Annotated in this window: 14 protein-coding genes; 9 read left to right on the top strand and 5 right to left on the bottom strand. The window is 73.9% G+C overall.

Annotation, left to right across the window (positions count from 1 at the left end):
- A partial coding sequence (ybaK, locus tag C1I99_RS18160) for a Cys-tRNA(Pro) deacylase (RefSeq protein ID WP_111135414.1) occupies nucleotides 1-458 on the bottom strand: 458 nt, incomplete at its 3' end.
- Nucleotides 459-506: 48 nt separating this feature from the next.
- The gene (locus C1I99_RS18155) at nucleotides 507-1691 is read right to left on the bottom strand and encodes a THUMP-like domain-containing protein (RefSeq protein ID WP_111135413.1); all 1185 of its coding nucleotides are present in this window, start codon (nucleotides 1689-1691) and stop codon (nucleotides 507-509) included.
- A 360-nt stretch (nucleotides 1692-2051) separates the two neighbouring features.
- On the opposite strand from C1I99_RS18155, the gene groES reads away from it, so the two are divergent.
- The 3 genes from groES to C1I99_RS18140 all read left to right on the top strand — a co-directional run bounded on the left by groES (nucleotide 2052) and on the right by C1I99_RS18140 (nucleotide 5969).
- Entirely contained in the window at nucleotides 2052-2360 is a 309-nt protein-coding gene (gene groES, locus C1I99_RS18150; RefSeq protein WP_497529405.1) for a co-chaperone GroES, read from the top strand.
- 70 nt (nucleotides 2361-2430) lie between these two features.
- Complete coding sequence (groL, locus tag C1I99_RS18145; RefSeq protein WP_111135412.1) at nucleotides 2431-4077, top strand: chaperonin GroEL; 1647 nt, start codon at nucleotides 2431-2433, stop codon at nucleotides 4075-4077.
- A 269-nt stretch (nucleotides 4078-4346) separates the two neighbouring features.
- Nucleotides 4347-5969: a molybdopterin-dependent oxidoreductase gene (locus C1I99_RS18140; protein WP_438941425.1), complete on the top strand. Its 1623-nt coding sequence runs from the start codon at nucleotides 4347-4349 to the stop codon at nucleotides 5967-5969.
- Between the two features lie 156 nt (nucleotides 5970-6125).
- On the opposite strand, the gene C1I99_RS18135 is transcribed toward C1I99_RS18140, so the two are convergent.
- Nucleotides 6126-6509 carry a WhiB family transcriptional regulator gene (locus C1I99_RS18135; RefSeq protein WP_111135415.1) on the bottom strand — a complete coding sequence of 128 codons (384 nt, stop codon included), beginning with the start codon at nucleotides 6507-6509 and terminating at the stop codon, nucleotides 6126-6128.
- 254 nt (nucleotides 6510-6763) lie between these two features.
- Between C1I99_RS18135 and C1I99_RS18130 the strand changes: the two genes are divergently transcribed.
- Nucleotides 6764-7576 carry a helix-turn-helix transcriptional regulator gene (locus C1I99_RS18130; protein ID WP_111135410.1) on the top strand — a complete coding sequence of 271 codons (813 nt, stop codon included), beginning with the start codon at nucleotides 6764-6766 and terminating at the stop codon, nucleotides 7574-7576.
- 137 nt (nucleotides 7577-7713) lie between these two features.
- Here the strand turns inward: C1I99_RS18130 and C1I99_RS18125 are convergent, their stop codons facing one another.
- The gene (locus C1I99_RS18125; protein ID WP_111135409.1) at nucleotides 7714-8124 is read right to left on the bottom strand and encodes a DUF5319 domain-containing protein; all 411 of its coding nucleotides are present in this window, start codon (nucleotides 8122-8124) and stop codon (nucleotides 7714-7716) included.
- Nucleotides 8125-8310: 186 nt separating this feature from the next.
- Here C1I99_RS18125 and guaB point away from each other — a divergent pair, with 186 nt between their 5' ends.
- The 4 genes from guaB to C1I99_RS18105 all read left to right on the top strand — a co-directional run bounded on the left by guaB (nucleotide 8311) and on the right by C1I99_RS18105 (nucleotide 14043).
- A complete protein-coding gene (gene guaB, locus C1I99_RS18120) occupies nucleotides 8311-9873 on the top strand; it encodes an IMP dehydrogenase (RefSeq protein WP_111135408.1) in 1563 nt (520 codons plus the stop codon).
- A 26-nt stretch (nucleotides 9874-9899) separates the two neighbouring features.
- A complete protein-coding gene (locus C1I99_RS18115; RefSeq protein ID WP_111135407.1) occupies nucleotides 9900-11018 on the top strand; it encodes a GuaB3 family IMP dehydrogenase-related protein in 1119 nt (372 codons plus the stop codon).
- A gap of 49 nt (nucleotides 11019-11067) precedes the next feature.
- Nucleotides 11068-12483 carry a M1 family metallopeptidase gene (locus C1I99_RS18110; protein ID WP_111135406.1) on the top strand — a complete coding sequence of 472 codons (1416 nt, stop codon included), beginning with the start codon at nucleotides 11068-11070 and terminating at the stop codon, nucleotides 12481-12483.
- A gap of 105 nt (nucleotides 12484-12588) precedes the next feature.
- Nucleotides 12589-14043, top strand: coding sequence for a M1 family metallopeptidase (locus C1I99_RS18105; RefSeq protein WP_111135405.1), 1455 nt, complete (start codon nucleotides 12589-12591; stop codon nucleotides 14041-14043).
- 4 nt (nucleotides 14044-14047) lie between these two features.
- Here C1I99_RS18105 and C1I99_RS18100 read toward each other — a convergent pair whose 3' ends face one another.
- Nucleotides 14048-15175 carry an LCP family protein gene (locus C1I99_RS18100; protein ID WP_111135404.1) on the bottom strand — a complete coding sequence of 376 codons (1128 nt, stop codon included), beginning with the start codon at nucleotides 15173-15175 and terminating at the stop codon, nucleotides 14048-14050.
- Between the two features lie 141 nt (nucleotides 15176-15316).
- Between C1I99_RS18100 and C1I99_RS18095 the strand changes: the two genes are divergently transcribed.
- Nucleotides 15317-16993, top strand: a 1677-nt coding sequence (locus tag C1I99_RS18095) for an FAD-dependent oxidoreductase (RefSeq protein WP_111135403.1), incomplete at its 3' end; no start/stop codon positions are given.

Genomic DNA, 16993 nt, shown 5'->3' with positions numbered 1-16993 from the left:
GTGTGGGCTTGGGTGAGGGTGATCAGGTCCTGCGGGGCGAGTTCCAGCTGGAGGCCGCGGCGGCCGGCGGAGACGTAGACCGTCGGGTGGGACAGCGCCGTGACGTCGAGCACGGTGGGTAGGCGCTTGCGCTGCCCGAGTGGGCTGATCCCGCCCCGGACGTAGCCGGTGGCGCGTTCGGCCGCCGTCCGGTCCGCCATGGTGGCCCGCTTACCCCCCACCGCCGCCGCCAGGGCCTTCAGGTCCAGCTCCCCGGTCACCGGCACCACCGCCACCACGAGCGCGCCGCCCACCTCGGTGACCAGGGACTTGAACACCCGCTCCGGTGGTACGCCGAGTGCCGCCGCGACCAGCCCTCCGTAGTTCGGTGCGTCCGGCGACACGTCGTACGGGTGGACCCGATGCGCGATCTTCCGCTTCGCCAGCAGCGCGGTCGCCGGCGTGCCCTGTCCCGCCATGCCCGACAACCTAACCGCGGTTCCGGCGTGCGGGCCAGCCGAGCCGCCTCACCCGACGGGGCGGCCGACCAGCACGGTGGGGGCGCCGGCGACCCGGGTCAGCACCAGGCTCGCCGCCTCGTCGCCGGCCAGCTTCAGGTCGCGCCGGAGCCGCTCCGGTTCCAGCGCGGAGCCGCGCTTGAGGATCTCCACCCGCCCGACCCGCCGTTCCCGCAGCAGCGCGCGCAGCCGCTTGAGCGAGAACGGCAACACGTCGGTGACCTCCAGGCAGCGGGCGAACGGGGTTGCCGCCGGGGTGTCGGTGTAGAGGTAGGCGATGGTCGGATCGGCCAGCGTCGCGTCGAGGATGTCGGCCAGCTCGGCGACCAGGTGCGCCCGGATCACCGCCGGATCCGGGTCGTGCACGTACCGCCGGGCCGGCGCGACCGCCGCCTCGACCTCGCCGGAGCCGATCAGCGCATGGGTGGCCTCACCGCGCAGCACGGTGGCGCGCCGCGGGATCTCGGCGAGCCGGCCGCACCAGAGCGCCGCCTCGACCAGGTCGCCGTCCACGGAGACCCACTCCGCCTCGGCGCCCGCTGGGATCAGCGCGTGGTCCAGCCCCGGAGCCACCTTCACCACGGTGTACGGCACCCGCTGGGTCAGCCCGACGACGAAGTCCCAGGGCGGCGAGTAGGCGTTCGGATCGAAAATCCGCCGGCCGGTGCCGGCCGTCCGCCGCGCCGGATCGCAGAACACCCCGTCCACCCGGGTCACGTCGAACGCGGTGGCGTCGCCGCACTCCACGGTGAACAGGTCGGCGAGTCCGGCCGCCTCGGCGTTGGCGGCGGCCATCGCCGCGGTCACCGGGTCGGTCTCCACCCCGTACACCCGGATGCCGGCCCGGGCGGCGGCGAGCGCGTCGGCGCCCAGGCCGCAGCCCAGGTCGGCGAGGGTGCCGACGCCCGCGGCGCGCAACCGGTCGGCGCGGCGGCGGGCGACCACATTGCGGGTGGCCTGCTCCAGCCCGGCCCGGGTGAGGAACATGCCGGCCGCCGCCGGGCCGAACTTGCCGACCGCCCGCCGGCGCAGCTCGGCCTGGGTGAGCGCGGCGGCGGCCAGCCCGGCCGGCACGCCGGCCGAGCGGAGCGCGGCCGCCGCGGCCAGCGGGTCGCCGCCGGCCACCCGGGCGGCCGCGTCCAGGGCGGCCGACCCCTCGGGCGTACGCAGCGCGGCCAGCTGGTCGAGGTCCACCCGCCCATTCTCCGGGTCGGCCTCTCCGGCCCCTCGTCGACCTTGTCGGTGGCCGCAGGTGGTCGTTTTCCCCGCGCCGACCGGCCACCCCCTGCCGCGGCCGGATGCCGGCGTCCGCGCCCGGTGCGACGCGCCGGACCGGACGGTTGGCACTCTCCTTGACGGAGTGCTAGCCGAGGAATAACCTGCGATTAGCACTCTCACCCTGAGGGTGCCAACCTCCGGGCCCTGGTGTCCGGGAGTTGAACGCCAGGCGGACCGGCACCCGCGACGACGGCCCCGCCCGGTGGCATGTGGCAGATTGACGCTGGTCGGCCCTGCCGGCCGGCAACGAAACCAGTACCCCAGGAGGGTATGCCCGTGACTACCGCGACCAAGGTTGCGATCAAGCCGCTCGAGGACCGGATCCTGGTCCAGGCGAACGAGGCTGAGACCACCACGGCGTCGGGCATCGTGATCCCCGACACCGCCAAGGAGAAGCCGCAGGAGGGCACCGTCCTCGCTGTCGGCCCGGGCCGGATCGACGACAAGGGCAACCGGATCCCGGTTGACGTCAAGGTCGGCGACACCGTCATCTACTCGAAGTACGGCGGCACCGAGGTCAAGTACGCCGGCGAGGAGTACCTCGTGCTCTCCGCCCGCGACGTCCTCGCGGTCATCGAGAAGTAAGCAACCGATCAGTGTCGTCGCCCCGGTCCGGCTCGCCGGGCCGGGGCGACGTCGCTTTGAAGGGACATTCATGGCGAAGATCCTGAGCTTCTCGGACGATGCCCGGCACCTGCTCGAGCACGGTGTCAACGCCCTCGCGGACGCGGTCAAGGTCACCCTCGGCCCGCGCGGGCGCAACGTCGTCCTGGACAAGAAATTCGGTGTGCCCACGATCACCAACGACGGCGTGACCATCGCCAAGGAGATCGAGCTCACCAACCCGTACGAGAATCTCGGCGCGCAGCTGGTCAAGGAGGTGGCGACCAAGACCAACGACGTCGCCGGCGACGGGACCACCACCGCCACCGTGCTGGCCCAGGCCATGGTCCGCGAGGGCCTGCGCAACGTGACGGCCGGCGCCAACCCGACCGGCCTCAAGCGCGGCATCGACGCGGCGGCCGGCAAGGTCTCCGAGGCGCTGCTCGCCAAGGCCGTCGAGGTCTCCGACAAGGAGTCGATCGCGCACGTCGCGACGATCTCCGCGCAGGACGCCACCATCGGTGAGCTGATCGCCGAGGCGATGGAGAAGGTCGGCCGCGACGGTGTCATCACCGTCGAGGAGGGCTCCACCCTCGCCACCGAGCTGGACGTGACCGAGGGTCTCCAGTTCGACAAGGGCTTCATCTCGCCGAACTTCGTCACCGACGCGGAGGCGCAGGAGTCGGTCCTGGAGGACCCGTACATCCTGATCACCACGCAGAAGATCTCGGCGATCGAGGAGCTGCTGCCGCTGCTGGAGAAGGTCCTCCAGAACAACAAGCCGCTTCTGATCATCGCCGAGGACGTCGAGGGCCAGGCGCTGTCCACCCTGGTGGTCAACGCGATCCGCAAGACCCTGAAGGTCTGCGCGGTCAAGGCCCCCGGATTCGGTGACCGCCGCAAGGCGATGCTGCAGGACATGGCGATCCTCACCGGCGCCGAGCTGGTCGCCCCGGAGCTGGGCTACAAGCTCGACCAGGTCGGCCTGGAGGTGCTCGGTAGCGCCCGCCGCGTGGTCGTCGACAAGGAGAACACCACCGTCGTCGACGGCGGCGGCCAGGCCAGCGAGGTCGCTGACCGGGTGGCCCAGATCCGCAAGGAGATCGAGGCCTCGGACTCCGAGTGGGACCGGGAGAAGCTCGCCGAGCGGCTGGCGAAGCTCTCCGGCGGCATCGCCGTCATCAAGGTGGGCGCGGCGACCGAGGTCGAGATGAAGGAGCGTAAGCACCGCATCGAGGACGCCATCGCCGCCACCAAGGCGGCGGTCGAGGAGGGTACGGTCCCCGGCGGCGGCGCTGCCCTGGCGCAGATCCTGCCGGTGCTCGACGACGACCTCGGCTTCACCGGGGACGAGAAGGTCGGCGTCTCGATCGTGCGCAAGGCGCTGGTCGAGCCGCTGCGCTGGATCGCCCAGAACGCCGGCCACGACGGCTACGTGGTGGTGCAGAAGGTCGTCGGCAGCCAGTGGGGCCACGGCCTCGACGCCGCCAGCGGCCAGTACGGCGACCTGGTCAAGTCCGGCATCGTCGATCCGGTGAAGGTGACCCGCAGCGCGGTCGTCAACGCCGCGTCGATCGCCGGCCTGCTGCTCACCACCGAGAGCCTCGTGGTGGAGAAGCCGAAGGAGCCGGAGCCGGCCGCCGCCGGTGGCCACGGGCACGGCCACGGCCACAGCCACCAGCACGGCCCGGGTTTCTGACCGGCAGCACGATCCGCACCGGGGCACACCGTCCGACCGGCGGTGTGCCCCGGCCCCTTTCGGCCCCGATTACGGAACGCTGACGTGGCTACCGCCCGCAGCGGGTGATCGGAAACACTGGGCCGATGAGCACCACGACGCGCCGGTACGCCGCGCTGGCCGGGTTCACCGCCGCCGCGGTCGCGATCGGCTCCGCCGAACTGGTGGCGGTGCTGACCGGCCCCCGCTCGGCACCACTGGTCGCGGTCGGCGGGCTCGTCGTCGACACCGTGCCCGAGCCGCTCAAGCAGTTCGGCATCGCGCTCTTCGGCACATACGACAAGATCGCTCTGCTGGTGGGGACGGCGCTGCTGCTGGGCGCGCTCGCCGCGCTGCTCGGGGTGGTTTCGGTGCGCCGGCTCGGGGTCGGTCTGGCCGGCGTGGCCGCCTTCGCCGCGCTCGGGGTGGCGGCGGCGCTGACCCGGGCCGGCGCGGACGCCACCGACGCCCTGCCGTCGCTGCTCGGCGGCGGGGCCGGCGCGCTGGTGCTCTGGGCGTTCGTCGCCGGCCCGCTGGAACTCGACCCCTGGCCCTGGTCGCCGCCGGCACCCCTGCTCACCTCGTCGGCCCCGGCCGGCCCCGGACCGGTGGCCAGCTCGGGACCGGCGCCCGGCTTCGGGTCGGCGCCCGACGCCCGGCCGGGGGCCGACCATGAGCCGGCAGCCGGTCCGGAGGCCGACCGGAAGCCGGCGGCCCACCCGGCGCCGATGGCCCGCGCCGGGGCGGGCGGCGCGGTGGTCCCGTCCGCACCGCCGCCCGGGTGGGAGCCGTTGGAACGCACCGACCCGGAGTCGCGACGGCGGTTCCTGACCGGGGCCGGGATGCTGCTCGGCGCGGCCGGCGTGGCCGGGCTCGGCGGGCGCTGGCTGGCCGGCCGCCGGGGCGTGTCGGCGGCCCGGGAGGCGGTGCGGCTGCCCGCCCCGGTGTCGGCCGCGCCGGCGGTGCCGGCCGGGGCCGACCTGTCGCTGACCCAGCTCGCGCCCTACGTCACCCCGAACCTCGGCTTCTACCGGATCGACACCGCCCTGGTCGTGCCGCAGGTGGACCCGGCGACCTGGCGGCTGCGCATCCACGGCCGGGTACGCAACCCGATGACGCTGAGCTTCGCCGACCTGCTCGCCCGGCCGATGGTCGAGCGGTACGTCACGCTGGCCTGCGTCTCGAACGAGGTCGGCGGCGACCTGATCGGCAACGCGAGGTGGCTGGGCGTGCCGATCCGGGAACTGCTCGACGAGGCCGACCCGCTGGAGGGCGCCGACCAGGTGGTGGGGCGCTCGGTGGACGGCTGGACCTGTGGCACCCCCACGGCGGTGCTGCGCGACGGGCGGGACGCGCTGCTGGCGGTGGGGATGAACGGCGAGCCGTTGCCGGTCGAGCACGGCTTCCCCGCCCGCATGGTGGTGCCCGGGCTGTACGGCTACGTGTCGGCCTGCAAGTGGGTGACCGAGCTGGAGCTGAGCAGCTTCGCCGACTTCGACGCGTACTGGGTGCCGCGGGGCTGGTCGGCGCAGGGGCCGGTCAAGACGCAGTCGCGGATCGACACGCCCCGCCCCCGCAACCGGCTGACCGCCGGCCGGATCACCGTGGCCGGGGTGGCCTGGGCACAGCACCGGGGCATCCGCGCCGTCGAGGTGCGCGTCGACGAGGGGCCCTGGCAGCAGGCCGAGCTGGCCGCCACGGTCTCGGTGGACACCTGGGTCCAGTGGTCGTGGCGGTGGGACGCCACGCCGGGCGAGCACACCCTCCAGGTGCGCGCCACCGACGCCACCGGCGAGACCCAGACCGGGCGGCGGCAGGCGGTCGCGCCGGACGGCGCCACCGGCTGGCACACCGTCAGGGTCACCGTCCGCTGACCTGCGCGGGTACCCGCCCTCGTCGGCCGGGCGGCCGGCCCGATCGCCGGCCTGATCGCCGGGCCGGCAGTCGGGTGCCGGGAGGCCCGGCGGATCCGGGGACGCGCGACGACGCCGCGCCCGGTCCGGGGCGCGGCGTCGGCGGACGGGCTGAGCTCAGGCGATCCTGCGCTGGGCGGGGACGGTCGACTTGTGCGGCCGGCCCAGGCGGGCCTCCAGCCGGGCGACGTCGACCCGGGTCTTCCGGCGGTCGGCCAGGTCCTCCCAGCCCACGGCGAGCAGTCGTAGCCGCTCGGACTCGCTGAAGCCGCCCCACACGCCGTACGGCTCGCGGACGGAGAGCGCGTGCGTGGCGCACTCGGCGCGCACCGGGCAGGTGCGGCAGACGGCCTTGGCGCCGGACTCGCGGCGCAGCCGGGACGAGCCTCGCTCCCCGTCCGGGTGGAAGAACTGGGCGCTGTCGCGCCCCCGGCAGGCACCGAGCCGCTGCCAGTCCCAGAGGTCGACGATCGGTCCGGGCAGTCTGCGTACGTTCGACATCAGCACCCCTCCTCCCGCGCGGTACCGCGGAGATCCGTGTGAACCGGCGTCCGGGCGGCGGTCCGCGCAGGCGCGCCGTATCCGGCCTGGCGTCCCGGTACCCGGGTACGTGTCGACTCACACGTCCGTGATCGAAAACCTCGGACAAGTAGCGGCATATGCCCCACTTGTCGGAAAAGTTCGGAGGATTGCCGGGAACCTCCTCGCGACCCGACCCGGTCATGGTCTGCTCGTGAGCGGAGAGGAGAGCACCTGTGCGTACGGTTCTCGTGTGCGTTCGGACGCCGCTCGCGGCCCAGCACCTGACCTCCGCGGCAGCGCGGCTCGGGCTGTCCGGGGTCGTGCGTACCGCCGTCTCCGATCCCGAAGTGATGCTGCGGCTGGCCGAGCGCCCGGCCGACGTGGTGCTCGCCGACACGGCGCTGACCCGGCCGGACAGCCCCGGCTTCGTCCGCCGGGTGCTCGCCCGCGCGCCGCAGGCCGCCGTGCTGCTGCTCGGCATCGAGGAGTCGGAGGCCGCCGCCGCCACCATCAGCGCCGGCGCCCGTGGCCTGATCCAGGGCGTCGACCACGATCTGACCAGCGCGGTGGCGAAAGCCCTGCTGCTGCTCGCCGCGCCCGGGCGGACCGCCCGGCACCGGATCACCGACCCGGCCCGGGACGCGGCGGCGGTCGGCGGGCAGGCACGCCCCACGCCGGCCGGCCGACCGCCGGCCGATCCGGGTCCCGGCTGGCCGACCCCCGCGGCCGAGGGCGCGGGCGGCGCACCGGCGGTGGTGCCCGTGCAGCGCGGTGACGACCCGGCCGAGCCGGAGGAGCCCGGGCCGGACGGCGAGCGGGCCAGCCCCGGCGCACGCGCCGGCCGATCCCCGGTCGGCCTGACCGAGCGGGAGCTTCAGGTGCTGCTCGGCATGGCCGAGGGCAAGAGCAACGCCGAGATCGGCCGGGAGCTGTTCGTCTCCGAGGACACCGTCAAGACGCACGCCCGACGGCTGTTCCGCAAGCTCGGCGCGCGGGACCGCGCACACGCGGTGGCCGCCGGCTTCCGGGCCGGTCTGGTCGCCTGAACCGCCCGCGCCGCTGCCCAGCGCCGTCGGGCCGGTCTGGTCGCCTGAACCCTGCCCGCGACGCGCCGCCGCCCAGCGCCGGCCGGACGGCGGCGGAGCGGGGGCGGGCCCGGTCGTCCGGACCGGTCGGGCCGGCCTCAGCTTTCGGTGCCGGACTCCTCGTCGGTGCCCTCGGTCAGCGTGTCGTGCACCCCGTCGGCGTACCCCCGCGCGTAGTCCCAGGTGACGTAGCGGTCCGGGTCGGGGTCGTAGGCCGGCTCGTGCACCCGCGGGCGCCCGGAGCTGAGCAGGTGGCGCAGGTTGCCGCGGAGCAGGTCCCAGTCGAAGTAGTGCGGCTCCCGGCAGTCCTCGCACTCGATCACCAACCCGCGGACCCCGATCGGCGCCAGCAGCGCCTGGTAGATCTCCAGGTCGGCGAGGTCCTCCAGCACGTCCTGCCGCTCGACGTCGGTCAGCGGGTCGAGCGCGGCGTCGTCGCCGGGATCGTGCAGGCCCGCTGCCGGATCGGCCGGGTCGCCGTTGAACGGGTCGATGGGCTCGTCGTGCACCCCCTCACCGTAGACCCAACGTCCCGCCGATGCCCGCCCCCGGGCCGCTGGTGACCTGGCCCGCCACCGGCGGGGGCGGAGCGGGTCACTGGGTACGATGGGGCGACGCGCCGTCACCAGGCGCGCGCGCCGGTGCCCGCCGCGCCACCTCGCTGAAGCCCGTCCGAGCAGCTCAGGGGAGCAATCGTGGAAATTTCGCCCAGCACCGATCGTCCGGCCGGCGCCGACAGTGGCGAGCTGGGCGGCCACCTGCCCGAGCTGCCCGCCGGCTCGGCCCGGGTGGTACCGCTCGGGCTGACCTTCGACGACGTCCTGCTCCAGCCGGGCGAGTCGGACGTGGTGCCCAGTCGGGTCAACACCGTGACGAAGCTGACCCGCAACATCAATCTCAGCGTGCCGCTGCTCTCCAGCGCGATGGACACGGTGACCGAGGCGCGGATGGCGATCGCGATGGCCCGCCAGGGCGGTATCGGTGTGCTGCACCGCAACCTCTCCCTGGAGGACCAGGCGCTCCAGGTCGACCTGGTCAAGCGCTCCGAGTCGGGCATGATCACCAACCCGGTCACCGCCAGCCCGGACGACACGCTGCGCGACGTCGACGCGCTCTGCGGGCGGTACCGCATCTCCGGCGTGCCGGTGGTGGACGGCGACGGCCAGCTCGTGGGCATCGTCACCAACCGTGACATGCGTTTCGTCTCCGACCCGACCACCCCGGTCCGTGAGATCATGACCCGCGCCCCGCTGGTCACCGCCCCGGTTGGGGTGAGCAAGGACGACGCGCTGGGCCTGCTGCGCCGGCACAAGGTGGAGAAGCTGCCGATCGTCGACGACTCGGGCCGGCTGCGCGGGCTGATCACCGTGAAGGACTTCACCAAGAGCGAGCAGTACCCGAACGCCACCAAGGACTCCGCCGGGCGGCTGCGGGTCGCCGCGGCCGTCGGGGTGGGCGACGACGCGTACAAGCGGGCCCGGGCGCTGGTCGACGCGGGCGTCGACGCGCTCATCGTGGACACCGCGCACGGCCACCAGCGGGCGGTGCTGGACATGGTGCGCCGGCTCAAGAGGGACGTCACCGTCGACATCGTCGGCGGCAACATCGCCACGTACGCCGGCGCCAAGGCGCTGGTCGAGGCCGGCGTCGACGGGATCAAGGTCGGGGTCGGGCCGGGTGCGATCTGCACCACCCGGATCGTCGCCGGGGTCGGCGTCCCGCAGATCACCGCGATCATGGAGGCCGCCCGGGCGGCCCGCCCGGCCGGCGTGCCGGTGATCGGCGACGGCGGCATCCAGTACTCCGGCGACATCGCCAAGGCGCTGGTCGCCGGCGCCGACACGGTGATGCTGGGCAGCCTGCTGGCCGGCTGCGAGGAGAGCCCCGGCGAGCTGATCTTCATCAACGGCAAGCAGTACAAGGCGTACCGGGGGATGGGCTCGCTCGGCGCGATGCAGTCCCGCGGCCAGGCCAAGTCGTACTCGAAGGACCGCTACTTCCAGCAGGACGTGACCAGCGACGAGAAGCTGGTTCCGGAGGGCGTCGAGGGTCAGGTGCCCTACCGGGGCCCGCTCTCCGCGGTCGCCCACCAACTCATCGGCGGGCTGCGGCTGGCGATGGGGTACGCCGGCGCGGAGAGCATCCCCGAGCTGCACCAGCGCGGCCAGCTCATCCGGATCACCGCGGCCGGGCTCAAGGAGAGCCACCCGCACGACATCCAGATGACCGTCGAGGCGCCGAACTACCACACCCGCTGACCATCCCCCGAGCACCTGGAGCCCCCATGCGTGATGTGGTCGAGATCGGACTGGGCAAGACCGCGCAGCGCGGTTACCACCTGGACGACATCGCCATCGTGCCGAGCCGCCGGACCCGGGACGTCGACGACGTCTCCACCGCCTGGCAGCTCGACGCGTACCCGTTCGGCATCCCCTGCGTCGGGCACCCCTCCGACGCGACGATGAGCCCGGCCTCGGCGGTCCGGCTCGGGCAGCTCGGCGGTCTCGGCGTGCTCAACGTCGAGGGCCTGTGGACCCGCTACGAGAACCCGACCAAGGTGTTGGAGGAGTTGGCCACCCTCGACGAGGAGGCCCGCGCCACCAAGCGGCTCCAGGAGGTGTACGCCGAGCCGATCCGGCCGGACCTGATCGCCGAGCGGGTGCGCGAGCTGCGTGCCGGCGGCGGCACGGTGGCGGTGCGGGTCTCCCCGCAGCACACCCTGGCGTTGGCCCCGGTGATCCTCGACGCGGGCGTGGACATCCTGGTCATCCAGGGCACCATCGTCTCCGCCGAGCACGTCTCGACCACCGACGAGCCGCTCAACCTCAAGGAGTTCATCGCCGACCTCGACCTGCCCGTCGTCGTCGGCGGCTGCACGGACTACAAGACCGCGCTGCACCTCATGCGCACCGGCGCGGCCGGCGTGATCGTCGGCATCGGTGGCGACCAGTGGTCCACCACGGAGTCGGTGCTCGGCATCCGGGTGCCGATGGCGACCGCGATCGCCGACGCGGCGGCGGCCCGCCGGGACTACCTCGACGAGACCGGCGGTCGGTACGTGCACCTGATCGCCGACGGCGACATCCAGACCTCGGGTGACGTCGCCAAGGCCCTGGGCTGCGGCGCGGACGCGGTGATGCTCGGCGAGCCGCTGTCGCTCTGCGCGGAGGCGCCGGCCGGCGGTGCCTGGTGGCACTCCGCCGCCAGCCACCCATCGCTGCCCCGGGGCGCGTTCGAGGTGGCCGGTGAGCCGCTCGGCTCGATGGAGCGCCTGCTCTTCGGCCCGGCCGACGAGCCGGACGGCCAGCTCAACCTCTTCGGTGGGCTGCGCCGGGCGATGGCCAAGTGCGGCTACCGCGACCTCAAGGAGTTCCAGAAGGTCGGCCTGGTCCTGGACCGCTGACCGGCCAAAGATGCACCGCACGCTCCGGTCGCGCCGATAGGCTCGGCCGGTGCGTCGTCATTCCGCCCGGTTCCGCCCGGCCCTCGCCGTCGCCGTCGCGGCTGCGCTGGTGGTCACCGGCTGCATCAGCCTCGGGGACGAGGACGGCGACGGCTTCCGGCCGGGCGCCGCCGACCTCGGTGACCCGTACGTCCCCGGGGCCGGCAACGGTGGCTACGACGTGGCGCACTACCGGCTCGCGGTGCGCTACGACCCGCCGACCGACCGGCTCACCGGCCGGGCCGCCGTCACCGCCACCGCCACCACCCCGCTGTCCCGGTTCAACCTGGACCTCGTCGGGCTGGACGTGGCCGCGGTGCGCGTCGACGGCGCTCCCGCCCGGCACGAGCGCGACGGCGACGAACTGGTGGTCACCCCACGCGACGGGCTGCGTCGCGGCAGCCGGTTCACCGTCGAGGTGGAGTACGCCGGCGTGCCCACCGCGAAGCCCGACGGTCAGCTGGGCAGCGGCGGGTTCCTGCACACCGACGACGGGGCGGTCGCGCTCGGCCAGCCGTACTCGGCGGCCACCTGGTTCCCGGTCAACGACCACCCGTCCGACAAGGCCACCTACGACATCGAGGTGACCGTCCCGGACGGGCTCGCCGCGCTGAGCAACGGGGTGCCCGGCGGGAGGACCAGCGCCGGGGGCTGGACCACCTGGCGTTGGGCCGAGAAGGCGCCGATGGCGAGCTACCTCACCACACTGGTGGTCGGCGACTACCGGGTGGAGACCGGCACGCACGCCGGCCGGCCGATCGTCACGGCGGTGCCGGCGAGCCTGCCGGCGACCGGTCCGGAGGCGCTGTCGCTGGCCCGTACCGGCGAGATCGCGGATTTCCTGGCCAGCCGCTTCGGGCCGTACCCGTTCGACTCGTACGGCGGCATCGTGGTCACCGACAGCCGCCTCGGGTACGCCTTGGAGACCCAGTCGCGACCGGTCTACGGGCCCGGCTTCTTCCGGGGCGGCCGCCCCAACTACGGCGTGGTCACCCACGAGCTGGCCCACCAGTGGTTCGGCAACAGCGTGGCGCTGAGCCGGTGGAGCGACATCTGGCTCAACGAGGGCTTCGCCAGCTACGCCGAGTGGCTGTGGGAGGAGCACGACGGCGGCCGTACCGCACAGCGCTCCTTCGAGCTGGAGTACGCCGCCACCGACTGGTCCCGGCCGTCGGTCGACCCGGGACGGTCGCACCTGTTCGGCACGGCCGTCTACAAGCGCGGCGCGCTCGCGGTGCACGCGCTGCGCCGCACGGTGGGCGACGACACGTTCTTCCGCATCCTGCGGACCTGGACGGCGGAGCGGCGGGGCGGCAACGCCACCACCGAGGATCTGGTGGCGCTGGCCGAACGGGTCTCCGGAAGGTCCCTGCGCCCGCTCCTGGACGCATGGCTCGTCGGCGGGACGGCTCCCGCCCTGCCCTGACGCGGTTCCCGGCGGCGCTCGGTAGGCTGCCGCCGGACCGGCCTGCCGCGGGTCCGCAGAGGGCCGCCGGCGGGGCAGCCGGCGGCGCAGGGGAGGGACGAGGCGATGACGCTGTGGCGGCGGGTTGGGCGCGCGGGTATCGGGCTGCTGCTGACCGGGGCGCTCGGGCTGAGCGGGTGCGGTTCGGCCCCGGAGCCGGGCCCGACGTCGACCACCGCGTCGCCGGCCCCCCGCACGTTCAAGCCGGGGGCGGCCGGCGCGGGCGACGAGTACTTCCCGACGTACGGCAACGGCGGCTACGACGTCGGGCAGTACACCGTGAAGGTCCGCTACGACCCGGCAACGGACCGGCTCAGCGGCACCACCACCGTGCGGGCCGCCGCCACCACCGATCTGTCCGCGTTCAACCTGGACCTCGCCGGCCTGACCGTCCGCTTGGTCACCGTGGACGGCGCCCCGGCCAAACACACCCGCAAGGGTGACGAGCTGGTGATCACTCCGGCCAGCAACCTGATCGCCGGCAACGGCTTCGTGGCGGAGATCGCGTACGGCGGCGAGCCGGAGCCGCTGCGCAACGAGGTGCTCGGCCTGGGCGGGTTCCTGCACACCGACGACGGGGCGGTCGCGCTCGGCCAGCCGGAGTCGGCGAGCACCTGGTTCCCGGTCAACGACCACCCCTCCGACAAGGCCACCTACGACGTCGAGATCACCGTCCCGGACGGTTTGACCGCGGTCAGCAACGGCGTACCGGCGGGGAAGACCAGCGCCGACGGCTGGACGACCTGGACGTGGGCCGAGCGCAGCCCGATGGCCAGCTACCTGAGCATGGTGGTGATCGGGAAGTTCCGGCTCACCCGGGGCGAGCACAAGGGACGGCCGGTGTTCCACGCGGTCACCACCGAACTGCCGGTGGGCGCGGCGGACCGGTCGATCGCCGACACCGTGAGGGTGGCGGACTACCTGGAGAGCGTCTTCGGCCCGTACCCGTTCGAGTCGTACGGCGGGGTGGTGATCTCCGACGACCGGATCCGGTACGCGCTGGAGACGCAGAGCCGGCCGGTCTACTCGGCCGGGTTCTTCCGGCAGGGCGAGAACACCGGGGTGGTCGCGCACGAGTTGGCGCACCAGTGGTTCGGCAACAGCGTGGCGTTGACGAAGTGGCAGGACATCTGGCTCAACGAGGGGCTGGCCACGTACGCGGAGTGGCTGTGGGCCGAGCACGACGGCCGGCGGACCGCCCAGCAGGCGTTCGACACCCGGTACGCCGGCTCACCCAGCGGGGTCTGGCGGACCCCGCCCGGCAAGCCGGGGGTGGCGAACCTGTTCAGCGAGTCGGTCTACCAGCGGGGCGGGATGACCGTGCACGCGCTGCGGGTGACCGTTGGCGACAAGGCGTTCTTCGAGATCCTGAAGACCTGGGCGGCGCGCAAGCGCGACGGCAACGCCACCACCGCCGAGTTCGTCGCCCTGGCCGAGCGGGTCTCCGGCGAGCAGCTCGACGAGCTCTTCGACGCCTGGCTGTACGGCACCGAGCGGCCCGCCCGCCCCGAGCCGCGCTGACCGGTCAGCTCCTGATCCGCAGCTCCGGATGGGCGGCGAGGTAGGCATCCGCCCGGCCGGCGCGCAGCTCGGTGAGGAACTCCCGGCCGACTGCCTTGAGCTGCTCGCCCCGGTACGCGGTGCCCCTGCCGACGCCCGAACCGGGGAGGCCGACCAGGACGAGGCGGTCCGCCGGGAGCCCGCCCAGGGCGTACGCGATGTCGACGATCCGTGGCCCGCCCGCGTAGACCAACGTGTCGCCGAGCGCGTCCACCACCTGCTGGACCCGCTCCGGCTGCCGGGCCAGGTTCTCGTCGAGGATCTTGCGGACCAGGGCCCGGACGAGCTGCTGCTGGTGGCGCTGGCGGGCGTAGTCGCCACCGTCGATGTAGCGCTGGCGGGCGTAGTCCAGGGCCTGCCAGCCGTTGAGGTGCCGCTGGCCCTTCTCGTAGACCATCTGCGGTCCGGTGTAGCCGCCGGGCGCCGGGTCCCGGTGCTTTCCGTCCGGGCGCCGGTGCAGTGAGGTGACCTTCTGGTCGACGTAGATGTCCACCCCGCCGAGGCTGTCCACCAGCTTGTCGAAGCCGGCGAAGGTGAGCACCGCGCCGGCGTCGATCCGCAGCCCGGTGTAGCCGCTGACCGTGCTGCGCAGCAGGTCGTACCCCTGGGCGGCGCTCGGCTCCTTCGGCTTTCCCGGCACCCGGCTGCCGTAGCTCATCGCGTGGGTGAGCTTGGTCCTGCCGCCGGCGTAGCCGGCCCGGGGGAAGGCCGGGATGTCCACCAGCAGGTCGCGCGGGAGCGAGAAGAGGTATGCCCGGTCGAGCCCGCGCGGTACGTGCAGCACGAGCACGGCGTCGGCGTGCGGCTCCCAGCCGGGCGCGCTGACCCGGGTGTCCACCCCGACCAGCAGCAGGTTGAGCGGGCCGGTGATGTCCGCCCCCGGTGGCGGACCGGTGGGGGTGGTCGGACCGGGCGCGGGCGTGGGTGTCGCCGGGCCGCTCGCCGTGGCCACCGGAGCCCGGCCGCGGTCGGCGCCCCGGTCGGAGACCGCCCGGCCGACCGCCACCGCGCCCGCACCCAGCAGCCCGATCACGGCGAGGACGACCAGCCCCAGCAGCCACCGTCGGCGCGGTGCTCCCGACCCGAGGACCATTCGGTGACCCCTTCCCGTACTGACTCAACGCTCCGACGGGGTGCCCAGGTTGCGGCCGGCGCGTCCCGGGTCGGTGGATGTTGCATGATCGCGCGAAAACCGCCCCTGGCGCGATAGCTACCGACCGGTAATGATGCGGTCATGCGCTACGACGTGGTTGTCATCGGGTCCGGCTTCGGCGGCAGCGTCACGGCGCTGCGGCTGGCTGAGAAGGGCTATTCCGTCGGGGTGCTGGAGGCCGGACGCCGCTTCGCCGACGACGAGTTCCCGCAGACCTCGTGGCGGGTCCGGCGCTTCCTCTGGGCGCCGAGACTCGGTTGCTACGGCCTGCAGCGGATCACCCTGCTGCGCGCGGCGGACCGGAAGGCCGGCGGCGGCGTGCTGGTGCTCTCCGGGGCCGGGGTGGGTGGCGGCTCGCTCGTCTACGCGAACACCCTCTACGAGCCGCTGGACGCCTTCTACGCCGACCCGCAGTGGCGGGACGTCACCGACTGGCGCGACGAGCTGGCCCGCCACTTCGACCAGGCGAAGCGGTCGCTCGGCGTCACCACGTACCCGGTCGTCACGGGCGCGGACCGGGCGATGCGGGCGGTGGCCGAGCGGATGGGGGTGGGACACACCTTCCACGCCACCCCGGTCGGGGTGCACATCGGCCGACCCGGCCAGCGGGAGGCCGACCCCTACTTCGGCGGCGCTGGCCCGGAGCGCACCGGCTGCACGCACTGCGGCTCGTGCATGACCGGCTGCCGGCACGGGGCGAAGAACACCCTGGTGAAGAACTACCTCTGGCTGGCCGAGCGGCTTGGCGTCGAGGTCCACCCGCTGACCACGGTCACTGCCGTCCGGCCCGCCAGCGGCGGCGGGTACGCGGTGCACACCGCCCGCACCGGCGCCTGGCTGCGCAGGCGGCGCCAGGTGATCCACGCCGACCAGGTGGTGTTCGCCGCCGGCGCGCTGGGCACCCAGCGCCTGCTGCACGAGATGAAGGCGGTCGGGGCGCTGCCCGGGCTGTCGTCCCGCCTCGGCGAGCTGACCCGGACCAACTCCGAGGCGATCCTCGGCGCCTCGGTGTCCCGCCAGCGTGCCCGGGCCGAGCGGATGGACTTCACGGAGGGGGTGGCCATCACCAGCTCGTTCCACCCCGACCCGCAGACGCACATCGAACCGGTGCGCTACGGGCGCGGCTCCAACGCGATGGGGCTGCTCCAGTCGCTGCTGGTCGACGGCGGCCCGCGCCGGGTCCGCCGCTGGCTGGGCGGCATCCTCCGGCAGCCGGGGCTGGCGGCCCGGATGCTCTCCGTGCGCGGCTGGTCGGAGCGTACGGTGATCGCCCTGGTCATGCAGTCGGTGGACAACTCGCTGACCACCCGGCTGCGGCGCGGCCCGCTCGGCCGGCGGCTGGTCTCCGGCCCCGGCCCCGGGGCGGCCAACCCGACCTGGATCCCGGCCGGCAACCAGGCCGTGCGGCTGCTCGCCGAGGAGATCGGCGGTACGCCGGGCGGCGCGCTCACCGAGCCGTTCAACATCCCGATGACCGCGCACATCCTCGGCGGGGCGGTGATCGGCGCCACCCCGGCCGACGGGGTGATCGATCCCTGGCACCGCGTCTACGGCCATCCCGGGCTGCACGTGGTGGACGGGGCGGCGGTCTCGGCCAACCTCGGGGTGAACCCGTCGCTGACCATCACCGCCCAGGCGGAACGCGCGATGTCGTACTGGCCGAACCGGGGCGAGCCGGATCCCCGTCCGCCCCTCGGCTCCCCGTACACCCGCCTGGCGCCGGTGCCACCGCGCCGGCCGGCGGTGCCGGCTCACGCC

The sequence above is a fragment of the Micromonospora deserti genome (assembly GCF_003236335.1).
Classification (GTDB): domain Bacteria; phylum Actinomycetota; class Actinomycetes; order Mycobacteriales; family Micromonosporaceae; genus Micromonospora; species Micromonospora deserti.
This window is presented reverse-complemented; position numbering and strand designations above follow the sequence as displayed.

Coding starts and splice junctions, on each gene's coding strand:
- C1I99_RS18100 (WP_111135404.1), bottom strand. CDS start 15,175: ATGGTCCTCGGGTCGGGAGCACCGCGCCGACGGTGGCTGCTGGGGCTG.
- C1I99_RS18135 (WP_111135415.1), bottom strand. CDS start 6,509: ATGTCGAACGTACGCAGACTGCCCGGACCGATCGTCGACCTCTGGGAC.
- C1I99_RS18105 (WP_111135405.1), top strand. CDS start 12,589: ATGACGCTGTGGCGGCGGGTTGGGCGCGCGGGTATCGGGCTGCTGCTG.
- C1I99_RS18115 (WP_111135407.1), top strand. CDS start 9,900: ATGCGTGATGTGGTCGAGATCGGACTGGGCAAGACCGCGCAGCGCGGT.
- groL (WP_111135412.1), top strand. CDS start 2,431: ATGGCGAAGATCCTGAGCTTCTCGGACGATGCCCGGCACCTGCTCGAG.